The organism is Kosakonia sp. R1.Fl (assembly GCF_023516815.1).
In the GTDB taxonomy this organism is placed as follows: domain Bacteria; phylum Pseudomonadota; class Gammaproteobacteria; order Enterobacterales; family Enterobacteriaceae; genus Kosakonia.
On sequence record NZ_JAMGSQ010000001.1, the window covers coordinates 933,709 to 948,399 of the forward strand.

The following is a 14,691-nucleotide window of genomic DNA, read 5'->3' on the forward strand; positions in this document are numbered from 1 at the left end:
GTCGGACCGGGAACGGTCCGATAATCAATGTGCTCTTAATTAAGGTTGTGCACACCATGTATGAACAAGATCCCTTCAGCGCGCTGGAAGCGATAGCTGAAGCGCAGCGTATTGCTTTTGCCCCCATGTTATTTCAGACCGCGGTTTGTCTGCGTAAATTCGGGTTGCTGGAATTTCTGGATAAGCAAGGCAAGCAGGGCGCAACGCTCGATGAGATTGTCGAAGGTTGCGAAGCTGATGCCTACGCCGCCAGTGTATTGCTTGATATGGCGCTGAGTGGACGGATTGTCACCCGCAGTGAAGAGCGTTTTTATATCGCGAAGATAGGGCATTTCCTGCTGCACGATCCGATGACGCGGGTCAATATGGATTTCTCGCAGGATGTTTGTTACCAGGGACTGTATTTTCTGGAAGATGCCTTAAAAGAAGGCAAACCCGCGGGGTTGCGCGTATTTGGTGACTGGCCAACGATTTATCCAGCTTTATCGCAATTGCCTAACCCGGCACGGGATAGTTGGTTCGCTTTTGATCACTATTATTCCGATGCGGCATTTACGGCGGCTCTGCCACATATATTCGCAAGCCAGCCTGTAAGCCTGTACGATGTCGGCGGCAATACCGGAAAATGGGCGATGACTTGTTGCAAATATGATGCAAATGTCGCGGTAACCCTATTAGATTTGCCTGAACAAATTGCACTGGCGCAGAAAAATGTCGATGCCGCAGGCTTCTCATCACGGATTCACTTCCATCCGGTCGATATGCTTAGCGAAGCACCGCTGCCTGGTGAAGCGGATATTTGGTGGATGTGTCAATTCCTGGATTGCTTTTCACCAGAACAAATTGTTGGCATCTTAAGTAAAATAGCCGGAGTCATGAAACCGGGTGCCAGACTCTGTGTTATGGAGCTTTTCTGGGACGCACAAAAATTTGATGCTGCCGCCTTTAGCTTGAATGCAACGTCACTCTATTTTACCTGTATGGCGAACGGTAACAGTCGTTTCTACAGCGCGGAGAACTTTCTACGCTACCTGGAAATGGCCGGTTTCAGCATTGAAAAACGCCTCGATAATCTCGGGGTGGGACATACCTTATTGATATGTCATAAAAAATAAGACAGGGCGGCGACTGTGCCGCCATGATGCCTTACCGGCATCATTGGAAAAACCGTTTTTCGCGGATACGCGTTGATGAAATTTGCACTAAACATTACGGATTGGTTGGCCAGAGCGCCAGGTCTGAGCGAAACGACACAGTGGCAGCAATGGTCGCTGGGTAGTGGCGCTATTGATCCTGCGCTTGCGCAGGCGAAACTCGCCGCTCTGCCGATGATGACCGCGCGTCGCCTCAGTTCAGGCAGCCGACTGGCTGTTGAATGTGGCATAACGCTGATGCGCCAGCATACGGTGGATGCCGTTGTGTTTAGCAGCCGTCATGGTGAACTGGAACGCAACTATCGCATTCTTCAGGCGCTGGCGGCAGACCAGGATATCTCCCCTACCGATTTTGCTATGTCGGTGCATAACTCCGCGGTGGGTAACCTCACTATCGCCATGCAACAGCCGATTGCATCCTCTTCTGTTTCAGCCGGGCTTGACACATTCCAGCAGGGGCTGTGTGAAGCGATCTGTTTCTTACAGGCGGGCTATAAACGCGTATTGATGGTGGATTTCGACGGCACACTTCCGGCGTTTTATCACCCGGGGTTGCATCCGGATATGCCCACCTGGGCCTATGCGGTTGCGCTCGTTATCGAAGCGGGCGATACCTTACAGTGCGTCAGCGAATCCGCGATATGGAACGGTGAACCCCATTTGCCGCAAAGTATGCAGTTTTTGCAACGTTATCTGCTTAATGAGTCTGAATTCAGCATTGCCGGCGAGCGTCTCAACTGGCGCTGGAGCCGTGCATGAGCCGCATTAACTGGCTATGGCGTTTACTCATGACCGGGTTGTGTTTTGCACTGTTCGGCATTGGTGGTTTGTTGCTGTCACTGGTGTGGTTTAACCTGCTGATCCTCGTGGTACGTAACAAAGCAAAGCGACGCATGTTGGCGCGCCGCAGCATTGCTGCCAGCTTTCGCCTGTTTTTAAACACCGCAAAGTTGACTGGCGCGCTGGATTACCGAATTGAAGGGATTGACGCGCTGCGCGGCGAGCGCGGTTGCCTGGTCATTGCCAATCATCCCACCTTGATCGATTACGTTCTGCTGGCCTCTGTGATGCCCGAAACAGACTGTCTGGTCAAAGGCGCACTGCTCAATAATCCCTTCGTTAGCGGGGTGATCAGAGCGGCAGACTATTTGATCAACAGCCAGGCGGATACGCTGCTCTCCGCCTGTGAAAAGCGCCTTCGGCACGGCGAAACTATTTTAATTTTCCCGGAAGGAACGCGTACGCGTCCCGGCGAAAAAATGACACTGCAACGCGGCGCGGCGAATATTGCCGTGCGCTGCGGTTGTGATTTGCGCATCGTGGTTATCCACTGTAGTGAACATCTGCTGGACAAACACAGCCGATGGTATGACGTCCCGCCATGCAAACCTCTTTTTACCGTTAAGGTGCGGGAGCGCGTGGCGATAAAACAATTTTATGATGCGGAATCGCAAGAACCGGCACTGGCGGCAAGACAGCTCAACCGGCATCTTCTGCATCAATTAACATCAGGTTTTGCACCTTTTTAGGAACGGATGATGCAACAGCTCTATCTTGAAATTAAAAATCTTATTATCAGCACCTTAAATCTGGATGAACTCAGCGCCGACGACATCGAAACCGAGAGCGCGCTCTTCGGGGATGGGTTGGGGCTGGATTCTATCGATGCGCTCGAACTTGGTCTGGCGATCAAAAATCAATACGCGGTGGTGCTTTCAGCGGAAAGCGAAGAAATGCGCCAGCATTTCTACTCTGTCGCCACGCTGGCATCTTTTATTCAGGCCCAACGCGCATAAAAACGGATACGCTATGACCGAGAAAAACGAAATTTATCAGGAAGTTTCCGCTCTTCTTATCAAACTTTTTGAAATCGATCCGCAGGATATTACTCCCGAATCTCGTCTGTACGAAGATCTGGAGCTCGACAGCATTGATGCTGTCGACATGATTGTGCATCTTCAGAAAAAGACCGGTAAGAAAATCAAACCGGAAGAGTTTAAAGCAGTGCGCACCGTACAGGATGTCGTCGATGCGGTAGCACATCTGCTGCGGGAAGAATAAGCCACCGTGTACGGATCTCGCCTGGAAACGGGCCTGAAGCTGCTCGCCGCGTTATTGATGCTCTGTTGGCCTTTTGTGATCTGGGTCGGCCTTGCGCATAACAGTCTGCACTGGCTGCTCCCTTTGATGGCCGTCATGCTGTTTTTCCGTTTGCGGCAAGCCCGCCAGGGGCTTGCGCCGATGCGCTTTGTCACGCGCAGCGTTGCCCTGACCGGTATCGCGCTGTGTGCGGCAAGCTGGCTGTTAAAAACGCATCAGCTCCTGCTCTATTACCCGGTCGCCGTCAGTTTCATCATGCTACTGGTGTTTGGCAGTTCACTGTGGAGCGCAATGCCGCTGGTCGAGCGTCTGGCTCGCCTGCGCAGCCCCGACCTTCCTGAGGAAGCCGTACGCTATACCCGCCGCGTGACGCAAGTCTGGTGTGTTTTTTTCGTGTTGAATGGCGGGATTGCGCTATTTACAGCGCTGTATGGCGATATGCGTCTATGGACGCTCTGGAACGGCATGATCTCCTACCTGCTGATGGGTTTGCTGATGGCAGGTGAATGGCTGATACGCCGCCAGATGATAAAACGAGAGATGCAATGAAAACCCTTCCTTTCGCCGACTGGCTCAGCCATTCGCGGGCCAATGATACTCCCATCGCCTGGCTTGGTGTTCGGACGTGGACGCTGGAAGACCTGCGCAGCGATGTCGCCCAGCTTATGACCTGGCTACAGACGCAGGACGATGAACGCTGGGCGCTGTGCTTTGAAAATAGCTACCTTTTTATTGTCGCGCTGCTGGCTACGCTGCATGCCGGGAAAACACCTGTAATTCCAGGGCACTGCCGGGAATCATTGCTGGCCGAGCAAAAAACGCTCTTTCAGGGAGTACTCAGCGATCAGTCTTTACGCTGGGAAGGCCCGCATTGTGTGGTAAAGGCAAACGCACCACACGCCGCGAAAGACCCCGTTTTTCCGCCCCTTCGTGAAGGGGCGTTTATCGAACTTTTTACCTCCGGTTCAACCGGGCAGCCGCGCCGGGTTATCAAACCGATAGCCTGTCTCGATCGTGAAGCAACACTGCTCGCCGCGCGTTTTAGTGACCAACTGGCGGGCTGTCGCGTCGTGGCTTCGGTCGTGCCGCAACATTTATACGGACTAACCTTCCGCATCTTTCTGCCAATGTCGCTCGGACTGCCGCTTCACGCCGCAATGCTCTATTACGCTGAGCAGTTGGCCGCGCTGGAAAGCCACCATCGCTATGCGTTTATCAGTAGTCCCGCGTTCTTAAAACGCCTTGATCCCCGGCTCGCACCACCGCCGATGGCGATCATTCTCTCGGCTGGTGGAATGCTGCCATGGACAGATGTTCAGGGAACCGCTGATTGGTGCGGTGTTCAACCAGATGAAATATATGGCAGCACCGAAACAGGCATTCTTGCCTGGCGGCATCGCCAGCACGATAGCATCCCGTGGAAACCTTTTCCGGGGGTTTCGATCGTGCCGGAAGGTGAGGCATTTCGCGCGCATTCGCCGATTATTCCCGAACCAGACGGCCTGTTGCTCGATGATATCTTGCTCTTTAATGACGGCGGGACTTTCCACATCGCCGGGCGTCGTGGCCGCGTTGTTAAAATCGAAGAGAAGCGCATCTCGCTGAGTGAAATAGAGAGACGCGTGTTAGCGCTTGAGGGTATTCGGGATGCCGCAGCGCTCCCTGTGTCCCGTGGCGGGCGCCAGGGCGTTGGCGTGCTGCTGGTGCTGGAAGAAGAGGCACATCGCCAGTGGCTTAATTGTGACAGCAAAGCAATGGAGCTTGCCTGGCGAAGAGCACTGATTCCGTGGCTGGAGCCGGTGGCGGTGCCACGTTACTGGCGCATCCTGGAAGAGATCCCCGTTAATAGTATGAACAAGCGTGTTTATGCTCAACTACAGGAGTTATTTCATGAAACCTCATGAAATTGCACACCGTCAGGTGTCACCGACGCACGCTGAAATCGATATCCAACTGGAGACGGACCTGTTCTGGTTCCGCGGTCATTTTGCGGTTCAGCCATTGCTGCCAGGCGTAGCGCAACTCGACTGGGTGATGCATTACGCCACGTTAATGCTCACCCCGGGTTATCGCTTCCACAGCATTCAAAACGTTAAATTCCAGGCCCCACTCCTGCCGGGAAACAGAGTCACGCTGCGACTCGACTGGCAGGAACAGAAGCAGCAACTGAGTTTCAGCTACCTGCGCCATGCGGGCGAAGAACGCCATACCTGTAGCAGCGGGAAAATTCGCCTATGTCAGTAACGTTTAACCCTTGTGTGGTCATCCCTTGCTATAACCACGGTGCAATGATGGCGCGCGTGGTTGAACGCCTGCAACCGACAGGCCTGCACTGTTTTATCGTTGATGATGGCAGTGATGAGGCAACGCAGCGGGTGCTGGAAACACTGGCCGCAGGAAATGAAATGCTTACCCTGACGCGGCTTACGCAAAACGCCGGTAAAGGCGAGGCAGTGATCGAAGGTTTGCAAAATGCCTCACGCGCGGGTTTTACTCACGCCGTGCAGGTCGATGCTGACGGGCAGCATGCCATCGAAGATATTCCCAAATTACTGGATCTGGCGAGGCAACATCCACAAGCGCTGATTTCAGGCCAGCCTGTTTATGATGACTCCATTCCCCGTTCGCGGCGATATGGCCGCTGGGTCACACACGTCTGGGTGTGGATAGAAACATTGTCTTTGCAACTGAAAGACAGCATGTGCGGTTTTCGCGTCTATCCCATCGCCTCCACGCTGCGGCTTGCTGAACGTGTCACGCTGGGCAGGCGTATGGATTTCGACACAGAAGTGATGGTTCGCCTCTACTGGCAGGGAACTCCCAGCTACTTTGTCCCGACACGCGTAACGTATCCGCAGGACGGTCTTTCTCACTTTGATGCGCTGAAAGACAATGTTCGCATCTCGCTGATGCATACCCGCTTATTCTTCGGCATGCTGCCGCGCATTCCTTCCCTGCTGTTTCGCCGCGCTGATACGCACTGGGCGCAGCAGCACGAGAGGAAGGGGTTATGGGGTATGCGCTTTATGTTACTAGTCTGGAGAGTGCTTGGACGCCGAGCATTCTCGCTGCTGCTCTATCCTGTTGTCGCCGTCTATTGGCTTAGCGCCGGTAACGCGCGGCGGGCATCGCAGCTCTGGCTGGCGCGTGTGCGCACCAGCCTGGCGCTGCGCGGGCTGCCGTCACCGGCAAAACTCAGTAGCTATCGCCACTTTCTACGTTTTGCCGAAGCCATGCTGGATAAAGTGGCAGGCTGGCGCGGCGAACTCCAGTTAGGCCGTGACGTTGAATTCGCGCCCGGTGCTGAAGCCGCAATGGGGCTGGACGATAACAACGGCAAGCTCTTGCTCGCATCCCATCTGGGCGATGTTGAAGCCTGCCGTGCGCTGGCGCAATTACATAACAGCAAAGTGATCAATGCGCTGGTGTTTCATGAGAATGCACAGCGTTTTAAACAGATCATGCAAGAGATGGCTCCCGAAGCCGGAGTACACCTTATCCCGGTAACGCATATTGGCCCGGATACCGCCATGTTGCTGAAAGATAAGCTCGATCGGGGCGAATGGGTGGCCATTGTCGGCGATCGTATTGCGGTTAACCCACAGCGCGGTGGCGACTGGCGGGTGTGCTGGAGCACGTTTATGGGTCACGCCGCCCCCTTCCCGCAAGGGCCATTTATTCTGGCGGCGGCGCTACGCTGCCCGGTGCTGTTAATGTTTGCTTTGCGCCAAAACGGCAAATTGCGCCTGCATTGCGAACCTTTTGCCGATCCGCTGCCCATGCCTCGCGCAAATCGACAAGCAGCGCTGCAAGCGGCTGTCGACAACTACGCTGCACGCCTTGAACACTACGCGCTGCAATCACCACTCGACTGGTTTAATTTTTTTGATTTCTGGCGGTTGCCTGACCACGCACCGCAAGCCACGGATAAGGAGTAACAGGTGTTAAACGATCCCCGTTTCACAGCCGAGGTTGCGCTAAGCGTTCCCTTTCACGACGTCGATATGATGGGCGTTGTCTGGCACGGCAACTATTTTCGCTACTTTGAGATAGCGCGTGAGGCGCTACTGAATCAGTTCGATTACGGCTACCGCCAGATGAAAACGTCGGGGTATTTGTGGCCGGTCGTGGATACGCGGGTGAAATACCGTGATGTACTGACATTCGAACAGCATTTTCGCGTACGCGCCCGAATCGAAGAGTTCGAAAACAGGCTTAAAATCGCGTATGAAATCATCGACGCCGCCAGCGGCAAGCGGACCACCACCGGTTACACCATTCAGGTGGCGGTGGAGGAGAAAAGCCGGGAGATGTGCTTCGTCAGCCCGGCCATTCTGTTTGAACGTATGGGGGTCACACCATGAGATATTGGCCTCTGCTGGTTCTGCTGTTCGCTCCCTTCGTCAATGCAGTGACGCTGGAGGAATTACAGCAGCGCTTTACCCAACAACCTGTGGTACGTGCGCATTTCACCCAAACCCGCACCATTAAAGACTTGCCGCAGCCGCTGCGCTCGCAGGGCGAAATGCTTATCGCCCGTGAGCAGGGATTATTGTGGGATCAGACCGCACCGTTCCCGATGATGCTAATGCTTGATGATTCGCGGATGGTGCAAATCATTAACGGTCAGCCACCGCAGGTGATCACTGCGCAGAACAACCCGCAAATGTTCCAGTTTAACCATCTTCTGCGCGCCCTGTTTCAGGCCGATCGCGCCGTGCTGGAACAGAACTTCCGCATTGACTTTAACGATGCTGGGAAAGGCCGCTGGACCCTGAAGTTGACCCCGATCACCACGCCGCTGGATAAAATATTCACCTCCATCGACCTGGCCGGGGATCACTATCTCGACAGCATCCGCCTGAATGATAAACAGGGCGATCTCACCGATATCGCTTTTTCCCAACACCGACTCACACCCCCGACGCTGACTGATGACGAACGCCAACGTTTTGCAACGCACTAATTCCCCACGCCCGGCACTACTGTGGGGCGCAGTATGCCTGGTGATGCTGGGTATGCTGCTCGTGCTGCTTCCCAAAGCGCGAATGAACAGCAGCGTACTGGCGATGCTCCCGGCACAGACCATGGGCGCGCTGCCTGCGGCATTGAATGACGGCTTTATGCAACGCCTCGATAAGCAACTCGTCTGGTTGGTCAGCCCTGGTAAACAGGCCAATCCCGAGGTGGCGCAATACTGGCTGACGCTGTTAGGTCAATCGCAGGCGGTTAATCACCTGAAAGGCGCGATGGATGCAAAGAGTCAGCAAGCGTGGGGCGCATTTTTCTGGCAGCACCGTAACGCTCTGCTTGATAACGCAACCCGCGCGCGTCTGCAAAACGGCGGCGAAGCGCAGGCACAATGGGTGCTGACTCAGCTCTACTCGGCCTTTTCCGGCGTATCGGGTAAAGAGCTGCAAAACGATCCGCTAATGTTGATGCGCGGCGCACAATTGGCGATGGCGCAAAATACGCAGCGACTGCGGTTGATGGATGGGTGGTTAGTCACTCAGGACAACGACGGCAACTACTGGTATCTGCTCCACGGCGAGTTGGCAGGCTCCTCCTTCGATATGCAGCAAACACACCAGTTTGTCGCCACGCTCGGCTCGCTGGAAACACAACTCAAGAAGCAGTTTCCACATGCGCAATTGCTATCACGCGGCACGGTATTCTATAGCGACTACGCCAGCCAGCAGGCAAAGCGCGACATTTCAACGTTGGGGATCGCAACTATCGTCGGCGTCATGCTGTTGATTGTTGCCGTGTTCCGCTCCTTGCGCCCACTGCTGTTATGCCTGCTTTCAATCGCCGTTGGCGCGCTGGCCGGTACGGTAGTGACGCTGCTGGTCTTCGGCGAGTTGCACCTGATGACGCTGGTGATGAGCATGAGCATCATCGGGATCTCTGCGGACTATACACTTTACTATCTCACCGAACGTATGGTGCATGGCGCAGAGTCATCGCCATGGCAAAGCCTGGCAAAAGTACGAAATGCGCTGTTGCTGGCACTGGCGACGACCGTCGTGGCGTATCTGATCATGATGCTGGCGCCCTTCCCTGGTATTCGCCAGATGGCGATTTTCGCCGCTACCGGACTCAGCGCCTCTTGCCTGACGGTTGTCTTCTGGCACCCCTGGCTGTGCCGTGGTTTACCGGTACGTCCCGTGCCTGCGATGGTGCTGTTACTGCGCTGGCTGGCAGCCTGGAGGCGCAATAAAAAACTGTCGGTGGGATTGCCGCTGATAATGGCGGCGGTCTCTCTTGCCGGGTTGTCGACACTGCGCATCAATGATGATATCAGCCAGTTACAGGCATTACCGCAGAACATCCTTGCGCAGGAAAAAGCCATCACTGCTCTCACCGGACAGAGCGTCGATCAGAAATGGTTTGTGGTTTATGGCGAAAATCCCCAGCAGACACTGGAACGTCTGGAAGCGTTTATTCCACGTCTGGAACAAGCGCGTGAGAACGGCGCAATTTCGGGTTTTCGTTATGTGCCGATCAACTCGATCTCACGCCAGCAGCAGGATCTGACGTTACTCAAAAATGCCGCGCCCACCGTTGCTCATACCTTGCAGGGCGCTGGTTTGCAGGCGGTTACCCCCGATCTCAGCCCAATGACGGTCACGGTTGATGAGTGGCTTGCCAGTCCGGCCAGTGAAGGCTGGCGTTTGCTGTGGCTGACCATACCAGACGGGCAAAGCGGCGTACTGGTGCCCGTTGATGGCGTAAAAGATAGCGCAGCGTTAAGTACGCTGGCACAGGCGCAGCCAGGCATTGCCTGGGTGGATCGAAAAAGCGCTTTCGACGAGCTTTTCGCGCTCTATCGTCTGGTGTTAACCGGCCTGTTGTGTGTTGCGCTGGCAGTGATCGCGGCGGGCGCCATACTTCGTCTTGGCTGGAAAAAGGGGCTTATCAGCCTTGTCCCTTCTGTGTTGTCACTTGGTTGCGGGCTGGCAGCATTGTCGCTAAGCGGCCATTCGGTCAATCTCTTCTCCCTGCTGGCGCTGGTACTGGTGTTAGGGATTGGCATTAATTACACGCTGTTTTTCAGTAACCCGCGCGGCACACCGCTCACCTCGCTACTGGCGATCTCGCTGGCGATGGTAACAACGCTCCTCACGCTGGGCATGCTGGTATTCAGCGATACCCAGGCGATTAGCTGTTTTGGCATCGTTCTGGTAAGCGGCATTTTTACCGCCTTTTTACTTTCACCACTCGCAATGCCGGGTAAAAAAGAGAGAAAACGATGATCCGCACCCTCTGGACCGGCATGGCGCTGGCCACTGCCCTACTGCTCACCGGATGCAGTTCTACCACGCACTCCTCCGACAGCACCCGCCCGCAAGCGTGGCTGGAGCCCGGCACGCGCGTGACGTTACCGGCACCGGGAATTAGCCCGGCGGTCAATTCCCAGCAGCTACTCACCGGGAGCTTTAACGGGAAAACGCAGTCGCTGCTGGTGATGATGACCGCCGACGAAAAAAAAATCACGCTCGCCGGGCTCTCCTCCGTAGGGATTCGCCTGTTCCTCGTCACCTACGACGAAAACGGTATTCATACTGAGCAATCTATTGTCGTACCGCAGTTACCACCGGCAAGCCAGGTATTGGCCGATGTAATGGTCAGCCACTGGCCTGTCGCCGTCTGGCAGCCGCAGTTACCGAAAGGCTGGACGCTCACCGACACAGGCGACAAGCGCGAGCTGCGCAATGCGCGCGGAAAGCTGGTGACGGAAATCACCTACCTACAGCGCAAAGGCAAACGCGAGCCAATTAGCATTGAGCAGCACGTCTTTAAATACCACATCACCATTCAATATCTGGGTGACTGAGATGATCTACATTTCCGCGATTGGCATGATTAACGCGCTGGGAAACACCTGTGATGAAATCGCTGCCAATCTAAGCCGTGGCGTCGCGCCGGGCATGATCAACCGAAAAGGCTGGTTACAGGGCGATGCTGAAGTCATGCTCGGCGGCGTGGATACAGAACTTCCGCCAATGCCCGAGGAGTGGCAGGCGCATCGCAGCCGCAACAACCAGCTTTTGTTGGTCGCGCTGCAACAGATCCAGCCGACGGTGGATGAGGCGATTTCCCGCTATGGCCGCGATCGCGTTGCCGTCGTTTTGGGCACCAGCACATCGGGTCTGGAGGAAGGGGGTAGACACGTTAATTACCTGCATAACGGCGAAGAGAGCCTGGAATGGCGCTATTCGCAACAGGAGCTAGGCGATCCGTCGCGCTTTTTAAGCCGCTGGCTGGCTCTCGATGGCCCGGCATTTACGGTTTCTACCGCTTGTTCCTCCAGTGCCAGGGCGATCATTAATGGTCAGCGCCTGATTAATGCGGGGCTCGCGGATGTCGCCATCGTTGGTGGCGCAGACACACTTAGTCAGATGCCGATCAACGGCTTTAATAGTCTTGAATCCTTCTCGCCGACATTATGCCAGCCATTTGGCCGTGACCGTTGCGGCATCACTATTGGTGAAGCTGCCGCGTTGATGGTTCTGACACGGGAACCGCAGCCGCTGGCGCTGTTAGGCTGTGGAGAATCCAGCGATGCCTGGCATATTTCTGCACCGCATCCTCAAGGCGAAGGCGCGATCCGTGCAATAAACATGGCGCTCGCCCAGGCGGGCCTGACGCCAGACGACGTTGGTTATATCAATCTGCACGGAACCGCCACGATCCTTAACGATCAAATTGAATCACAGGTCGTGCATACGCTGTTTGGCGATCGTATCCCCTGTAGTTCTACTAAACATTTGACCGGTCACACTCTTGGCGCGGCGGGTATCACTGAAGCAGCACTGAGCGCACTGATTCTGCTGCGCGATTTGCCATTGCCACCGCAGGATTTCAGCCATTATCCGCGGGACACAACCTTGCCAGAGTGCGGCCTGCTAAGCGCGCCCCAGCCGCTTTCACGCCCGGTGATTTTGTCAAACTCCTTCGCCTTCGGCGGAAACAACGCCAGCATTTTGCTGGGGAGAGTGTCATGAGCCATTACCTTGCACCCGGTGCCTATTTACCTCATGAGGCACCGATGATCCTGCTGGAAGAGGTCATTGCTGTCGGTGCCGATTGCGCCCACTGCCGCGTGACCGTTAACAAGCAAGGTGTCCTTGCACCGTTTATTGATGCCGAAGGCCACTTGCCTGGCTGGTATGCTCTCGAACTGATGGCGCAAAGTATTGGCGTCTGGTCGGGCTGGCATCGCCAGCAACGCGGTGAGGAAAATATCGCCCTCGGTATGGTGTTGGGTGCCAGAGAATTAACCTGTGCGGCGAATTCGCTACCAGCGAATGCCGTGCTGGATATCCACGTCAGGCTCCTGATGCAGGATGAACGTTTCGGCAGCTTCGACTGCACCATTAAGGCTCAAACCGACACGCTGGCTTCGGGCCGAGTCAATACCTTCCAGCCGACAAAGGAAGAGTTAACGTCACTTTTTATTCAAGGAAAAACGGCATGAATCGTTCCGTATTGGTCACTGGTGCCAGCAAAGGCATCGGCCGCGCCATCGCCCAACAACTTGCCGCAGACGGTTTTACGATCGGCGTGCATTACCATCGTGATGAGCAAGGCGCGCAGCAAACGCTGCACACGATTGAACAGGCAGGGGGAAGCGGACGTCTGCTCAGTTTCGATGTTGGCAACCGCGAGCAATGTCGTGAGGTGCTGGAGAGCGAAATTGGCCGCCACGGCGCATGGTACGGAGTGGTCAGTAATGCCGGGATTGCACGCGACGCAGCCTTCCCGGCGCTGAGCGAAGAGGACTGGGACATGGTCATCCATACCAACCTCGACAGCTTTTACAATGTGATCCAACCCTGCATTATGCCCATGATCTCTGCTCGCAACGGCGGACGCATCATTACGCTTTCGTCGGTTTCTGGCGTAATGGGCAACCGTGGCCAGGTCAACTACAGCGCAGCTAAAGCGGGGATCATTGGCGCGACAAAAGCGCTGGCTATCGAGCTGGCGAAACGCAAAATCACCGTGAATTGTATTGCTCCGGGCCTGATTGACACCGGCATGATTGAGATGGAAGAGGCGGCACTGAAAGAAGCGATGTCCCTGATCCCAATGAAACGTATGGGCCAAACGCAAGAAGTGGCCGGACTCGCCAGCTATTTAATGTCCAATATTGCGGGTTATGTTACCCGCCAGGTCATTTCGATTAACGGAGGCATGCTATGACGCGTCGCGTAGTTATTACCGGTATGGGCGGCGTTACCGCCTTTGGTCAAAACTGGCAGGAAGTTGCGAAGCGGTTACTGGCTTACGAGAATGCCGTACGGAAAATGCCGGAATGGCAAATTTATGATGGCCTGCATACTCTGCTGGGTGCGCCCATTGATGATTTTGCGCTGCCGGAAAATTACACCCGCAAACGCATCCGCGCGATGGGACGCGTCTCGTTGCTCTCCACCAGAGCCAGCGAACTAGCGCTGGAACAGGCAGGGTTAATCGATGATCCTGTACTCACCCAGGGCCGAACCGGCATTGCATATGGTTCATCGACTGGCAGCACTGGTCCGGTAAGTGAATTTGCGACCATGTTGACCGAAAAGCACACCAATAACATCACTGGCACCACCTATGTGCAGATGATGCCGCACACCACCGCAGTTAATACCGGCCTGTTTTTCGGGTTGCGTGGTCGGGTGATCCCTACATCCAGCGCCTGCACTTCCGGTAGCCAGGCGATAGGCTACGCCTGGGAAGCCATTCGCCATGGTTATCAGGATGTGATGGTCGCGGGCGGTGCGGAAGAGTTATGTCCATCGGAAGCCGCCGTTTTTGATACGCTTTTCGCCACCAGTCAACGCAATGATGAGCCGAAAACCACTCCGTCTCCATTTGATGCCCGTCGTGATGGTCTGGTGATTGGTGAAGGCGCAGGAACGCTGATTCTGGAAGAGCTGGAACATGCGAAAGCGCGCGGTGCCACCATTTATGGCGAGATTGTCGGGTTTGCCACCAACTGCGATGCCGCGCATATCACTCAACCCCAGCGTGAGACGATGCAAATTTGTATGGAGCAGGCGCTTAACATCGCTGGGCTCAGCCCGCAGGATATCGGCTACATTTCCGCACACGGCACAGCTACCGATCGGGGTGATATTGCAGAAAGCCAGGCAACCGCCGCTATCTTCGGCAATACGGTGCCCATCTCCTCATTAAAAAGCTACTTCGGTCATACGCTTGGCGCCTGTGGTGCGCTTGAAGCGTGGATGAGCCTGCAAATGATGCGCGAAGGCTGGTTTGCGCCAACGTTAAACCTGACGACACCGGATGAAAATTGCGGCGAACTGGATTATATCCGCGGTGAAGCAAGGCATATTGATTGTGAATTCCTGCAAAGCAATAACTTTGCGTTTGGCGGAATAAATACCTCAATTATCATCAAACGTTGGGCGTAATA

The 14,691-nt window shown here is 55.0% G+C and carries 16 protein-coding genes and 1 pseudogene; all 17 read left to right on the forward strand.

All coding sequences use genetic code 11. The features are described from left to right. Positions 1-56 precede the first annotated feature (56 nt). The 17 genes and pseudogenes from M8Q36_RS04455 to M8Q36_RS04535 all read left to right on the forward strand — a co-directional run bounded on the left by M8Q36_RS04455 (position 57) and on the right by M8Q36_RS04535 (position 14,689). The gene (locus tag M8Q36_RS04455; RefSeq protein WP_249880119.1) at positions 57-1,115 is read left to right on the forward strand and encodes a methyltransferase; all 1,059 of its coding nucleotides are present in this window, start codon (positions 57-59) and stop codon (positions 1,113-1,115) included. 75 nt (positions 1,116-1,190) lie between these two features. Beyond that, the gene (locus M8Q36_RS04460; RefSeq protein WP_249880120.1) at positions 1,191-1,913 is read left to right on the forward strand and encodes a beta-ketoacyl synthase chain length factor; all 723 of its coding nucleotides are present in this window, start codon (positions 1,191-1,193) and stop codon (positions 1,911-1,913) included. After that, positions 1,892-2,712: pseudogene (locus M8Q36_RS04465) on the forward strand (lysophospholipid acyltransferase family protein). The gene M8Q36_RS04460 and the pseudogene M8Q36_RS04465 overlap by 22 nt, the downstream one beginning before the upstream one ends. Further along, on the forward strand, positions 2,693-2,950 hold the full coding sequence (locus M8Q36_RS04470; RefSeq protein WP_131413160.1) for a phosphopantetheine-binding protein: 258 nt from the start codon (positions 2,693-2,695) through the stop codon (positions 2,948-2,950). Before M8Q36_RS04465 ends, M8Q36_RS04470 begins: the two are co-directional and overlap by 20 nt. 13 nt (positions 2,951-2,963) lie before the next feature. After that, the gene (locus M8Q36_RS04475) at positions 2,964-3,215 is read left to right on the forward strand and encodes an acyl carrier protein (protein WP_200551324.1); all 252 of its coding nucleotides are present in this window, start codon (positions 2,964-2,966) and stop codon (positions 3,213-3,215) included. A 57-nt stretch (positions 3,216-3,272) separates the two neighbouring features. After that, positions 3,273-3,803, forward strand: a complete 531-nt coding sequence (locus M8Q36_RS04480) for a COG4648 family protein (RefSeq protein ID WP_249882716.1) — start codon at positions 3,273-3,275, stop codon at positions 3,801-3,803. Further along, positions 3,800-5,158, forward strand: coding sequence for a class I adenylate-forming enzyme family protein (locus tag M8Q36_RS04485; protein ID WP_249880121.1), 1,359 nt, complete (start codon positions 3,800-3,802; stop codon positions 5,156-5,158). Before M8Q36_RS04480 ends, M8Q36_RS04485 begins: the two co-directional genes overlap by 4 nt. Then, entirely contained in the window at positions 5,145-5,498 is a 354-nt protein-coding gene (locus M8Q36_RS04490) for an ApeI family dehydratase (protein WP_200551322.1), read from the forward strand. The genes M8Q36_RS04485 and M8Q36_RS04490 overlap by 14 nt, the downstream gene beginning before the upstream one ends. Next, the gene (locus tag M8Q36_RS04495) at positions 5,489-7,192 is read left to right on the forward strand and encodes a glycosyltransferase family 2 protein (RefSeq protein ID WP_249880122.1); all 1,704 of its coding nucleotides are present in this window, start codon (positions 5,489-5,491) and stop codon (positions 7,190-7,192) included. Before M8Q36_RS04490 ends, M8Q36_RS04495 begins: the two co-directional genes overlap by 10 nt. Positions 7,193-7,195: 3 nt before the next feature. Further along, positions 7,196-7,618, forward strand: coding sequence for an acyl-CoA thioesterase (locus M8Q36_RS04500; protein ID WP_249880123.1), 423 nt, complete (start codon positions 7,196-7,198; stop codon positions 7,616-7,618). Beyond that, positions 7,615-8,220: an outer membrane lipoprotein carrier protein LolA gene (locus tag M8Q36_RS04505; RefSeq protein WP_249880124.1), complete on the forward strand. Its 606-nt coding sequence runs from the start codon at positions 7,615-7,617 to the stop codon at positions 8,218-8,220. The genes M8Q36_RS04500 and M8Q36_RS04505 overlap by 4 nt, the downstream gene beginning before the upstream one ends. Then, the gene (locus tag M8Q36_RS04510; RefSeq protein ID WP_249880125.1) at positions 8,189-10,510 is read left to right on the forward strand and encodes an MMPL family transporter; all 2,322 of its coding nucleotides are present in this window, start codon (positions 8,189-8,191) and stop codon (positions 10,508-10,510) included. Before M8Q36_RS04505 ends, M8Q36_RS04510 begins: the two co-directional genes overlap by 32 nt. Further along, positions 10,507-11,091: a DUF3261 domain-containing protein gene (locus tag M8Q36_RS04515; protein WP_249880126.1), complete on the forward strand. Its 585-nt coding sequence runs from the start codon at positions 10,507-10,509 to the stop codon at positions 11,089-11,091. Before M8Q36_RS04510 ends, M8Q36_RS04515 begins: the two co-directional genes overlap by 4 nt. A 1-nt stretch (position 11,092) precedes the next feature. Beyond that, entirely contained in the window at positions 11,093-12,262 is a 1,170-nt protein-coding gene (locus M8Q36_RS04520) for a beta-ketoacyl-[acyl-carrier-protein] synthase family protein (protein ID WP_249880127.1), read from the forward strand. Then, positions 12,259-12,735 carry a hotdog family protein gene (locus tag M8Q36_RS04525; protein ID WP_200551315.1) on the forward strand — a complete coding sequence of 159 codons (477 nt, stop codon included), beginning with the start codon at positions 12,259-12,261 and terminating at the stop codon, positions 12,733-12,735. The genes M8Q36_RS04520 and M8Q36_RS04525 overlap by 4 nt, the downstream gene beginning before the upstream one ends. Further along, positions 12,732-13,463 (forward strand): 3-ketoacyl-ACP reductase FabG2, encoded by a 732-nt coding sequence (locus M8Q36_RS04530; RefSeq protein WP_249880128.1) that lies wholly within the window; start codon positions 12,732-12,734, stop codon positions 13,461-13,463. Before M8Q36_RS04525 ends, M8Q36_RS04530 begins: the two co-directional genes overlap by 4 nt. After that, positions 13,460-14,689 carry a beta-ketoacyl-ACP synthase gene (locus M8Q36_RS04535; RefSeq protein ID WP_249880129.1) on the forward strand — a complete coding sequence of 410 codons (1,230 nt, stop codon included), beginning with the start codon at positions 13,460-13,462 and terminating at the stop codon, positions 14,687-14,689. The genes M8Q36_RS04530 and M8Q36_RS04535 overlap by 4 nt, the downstream gene beginning before the upstream one ends. Positions 14,690-14,691: the final 2 nt, after the last annotated feature.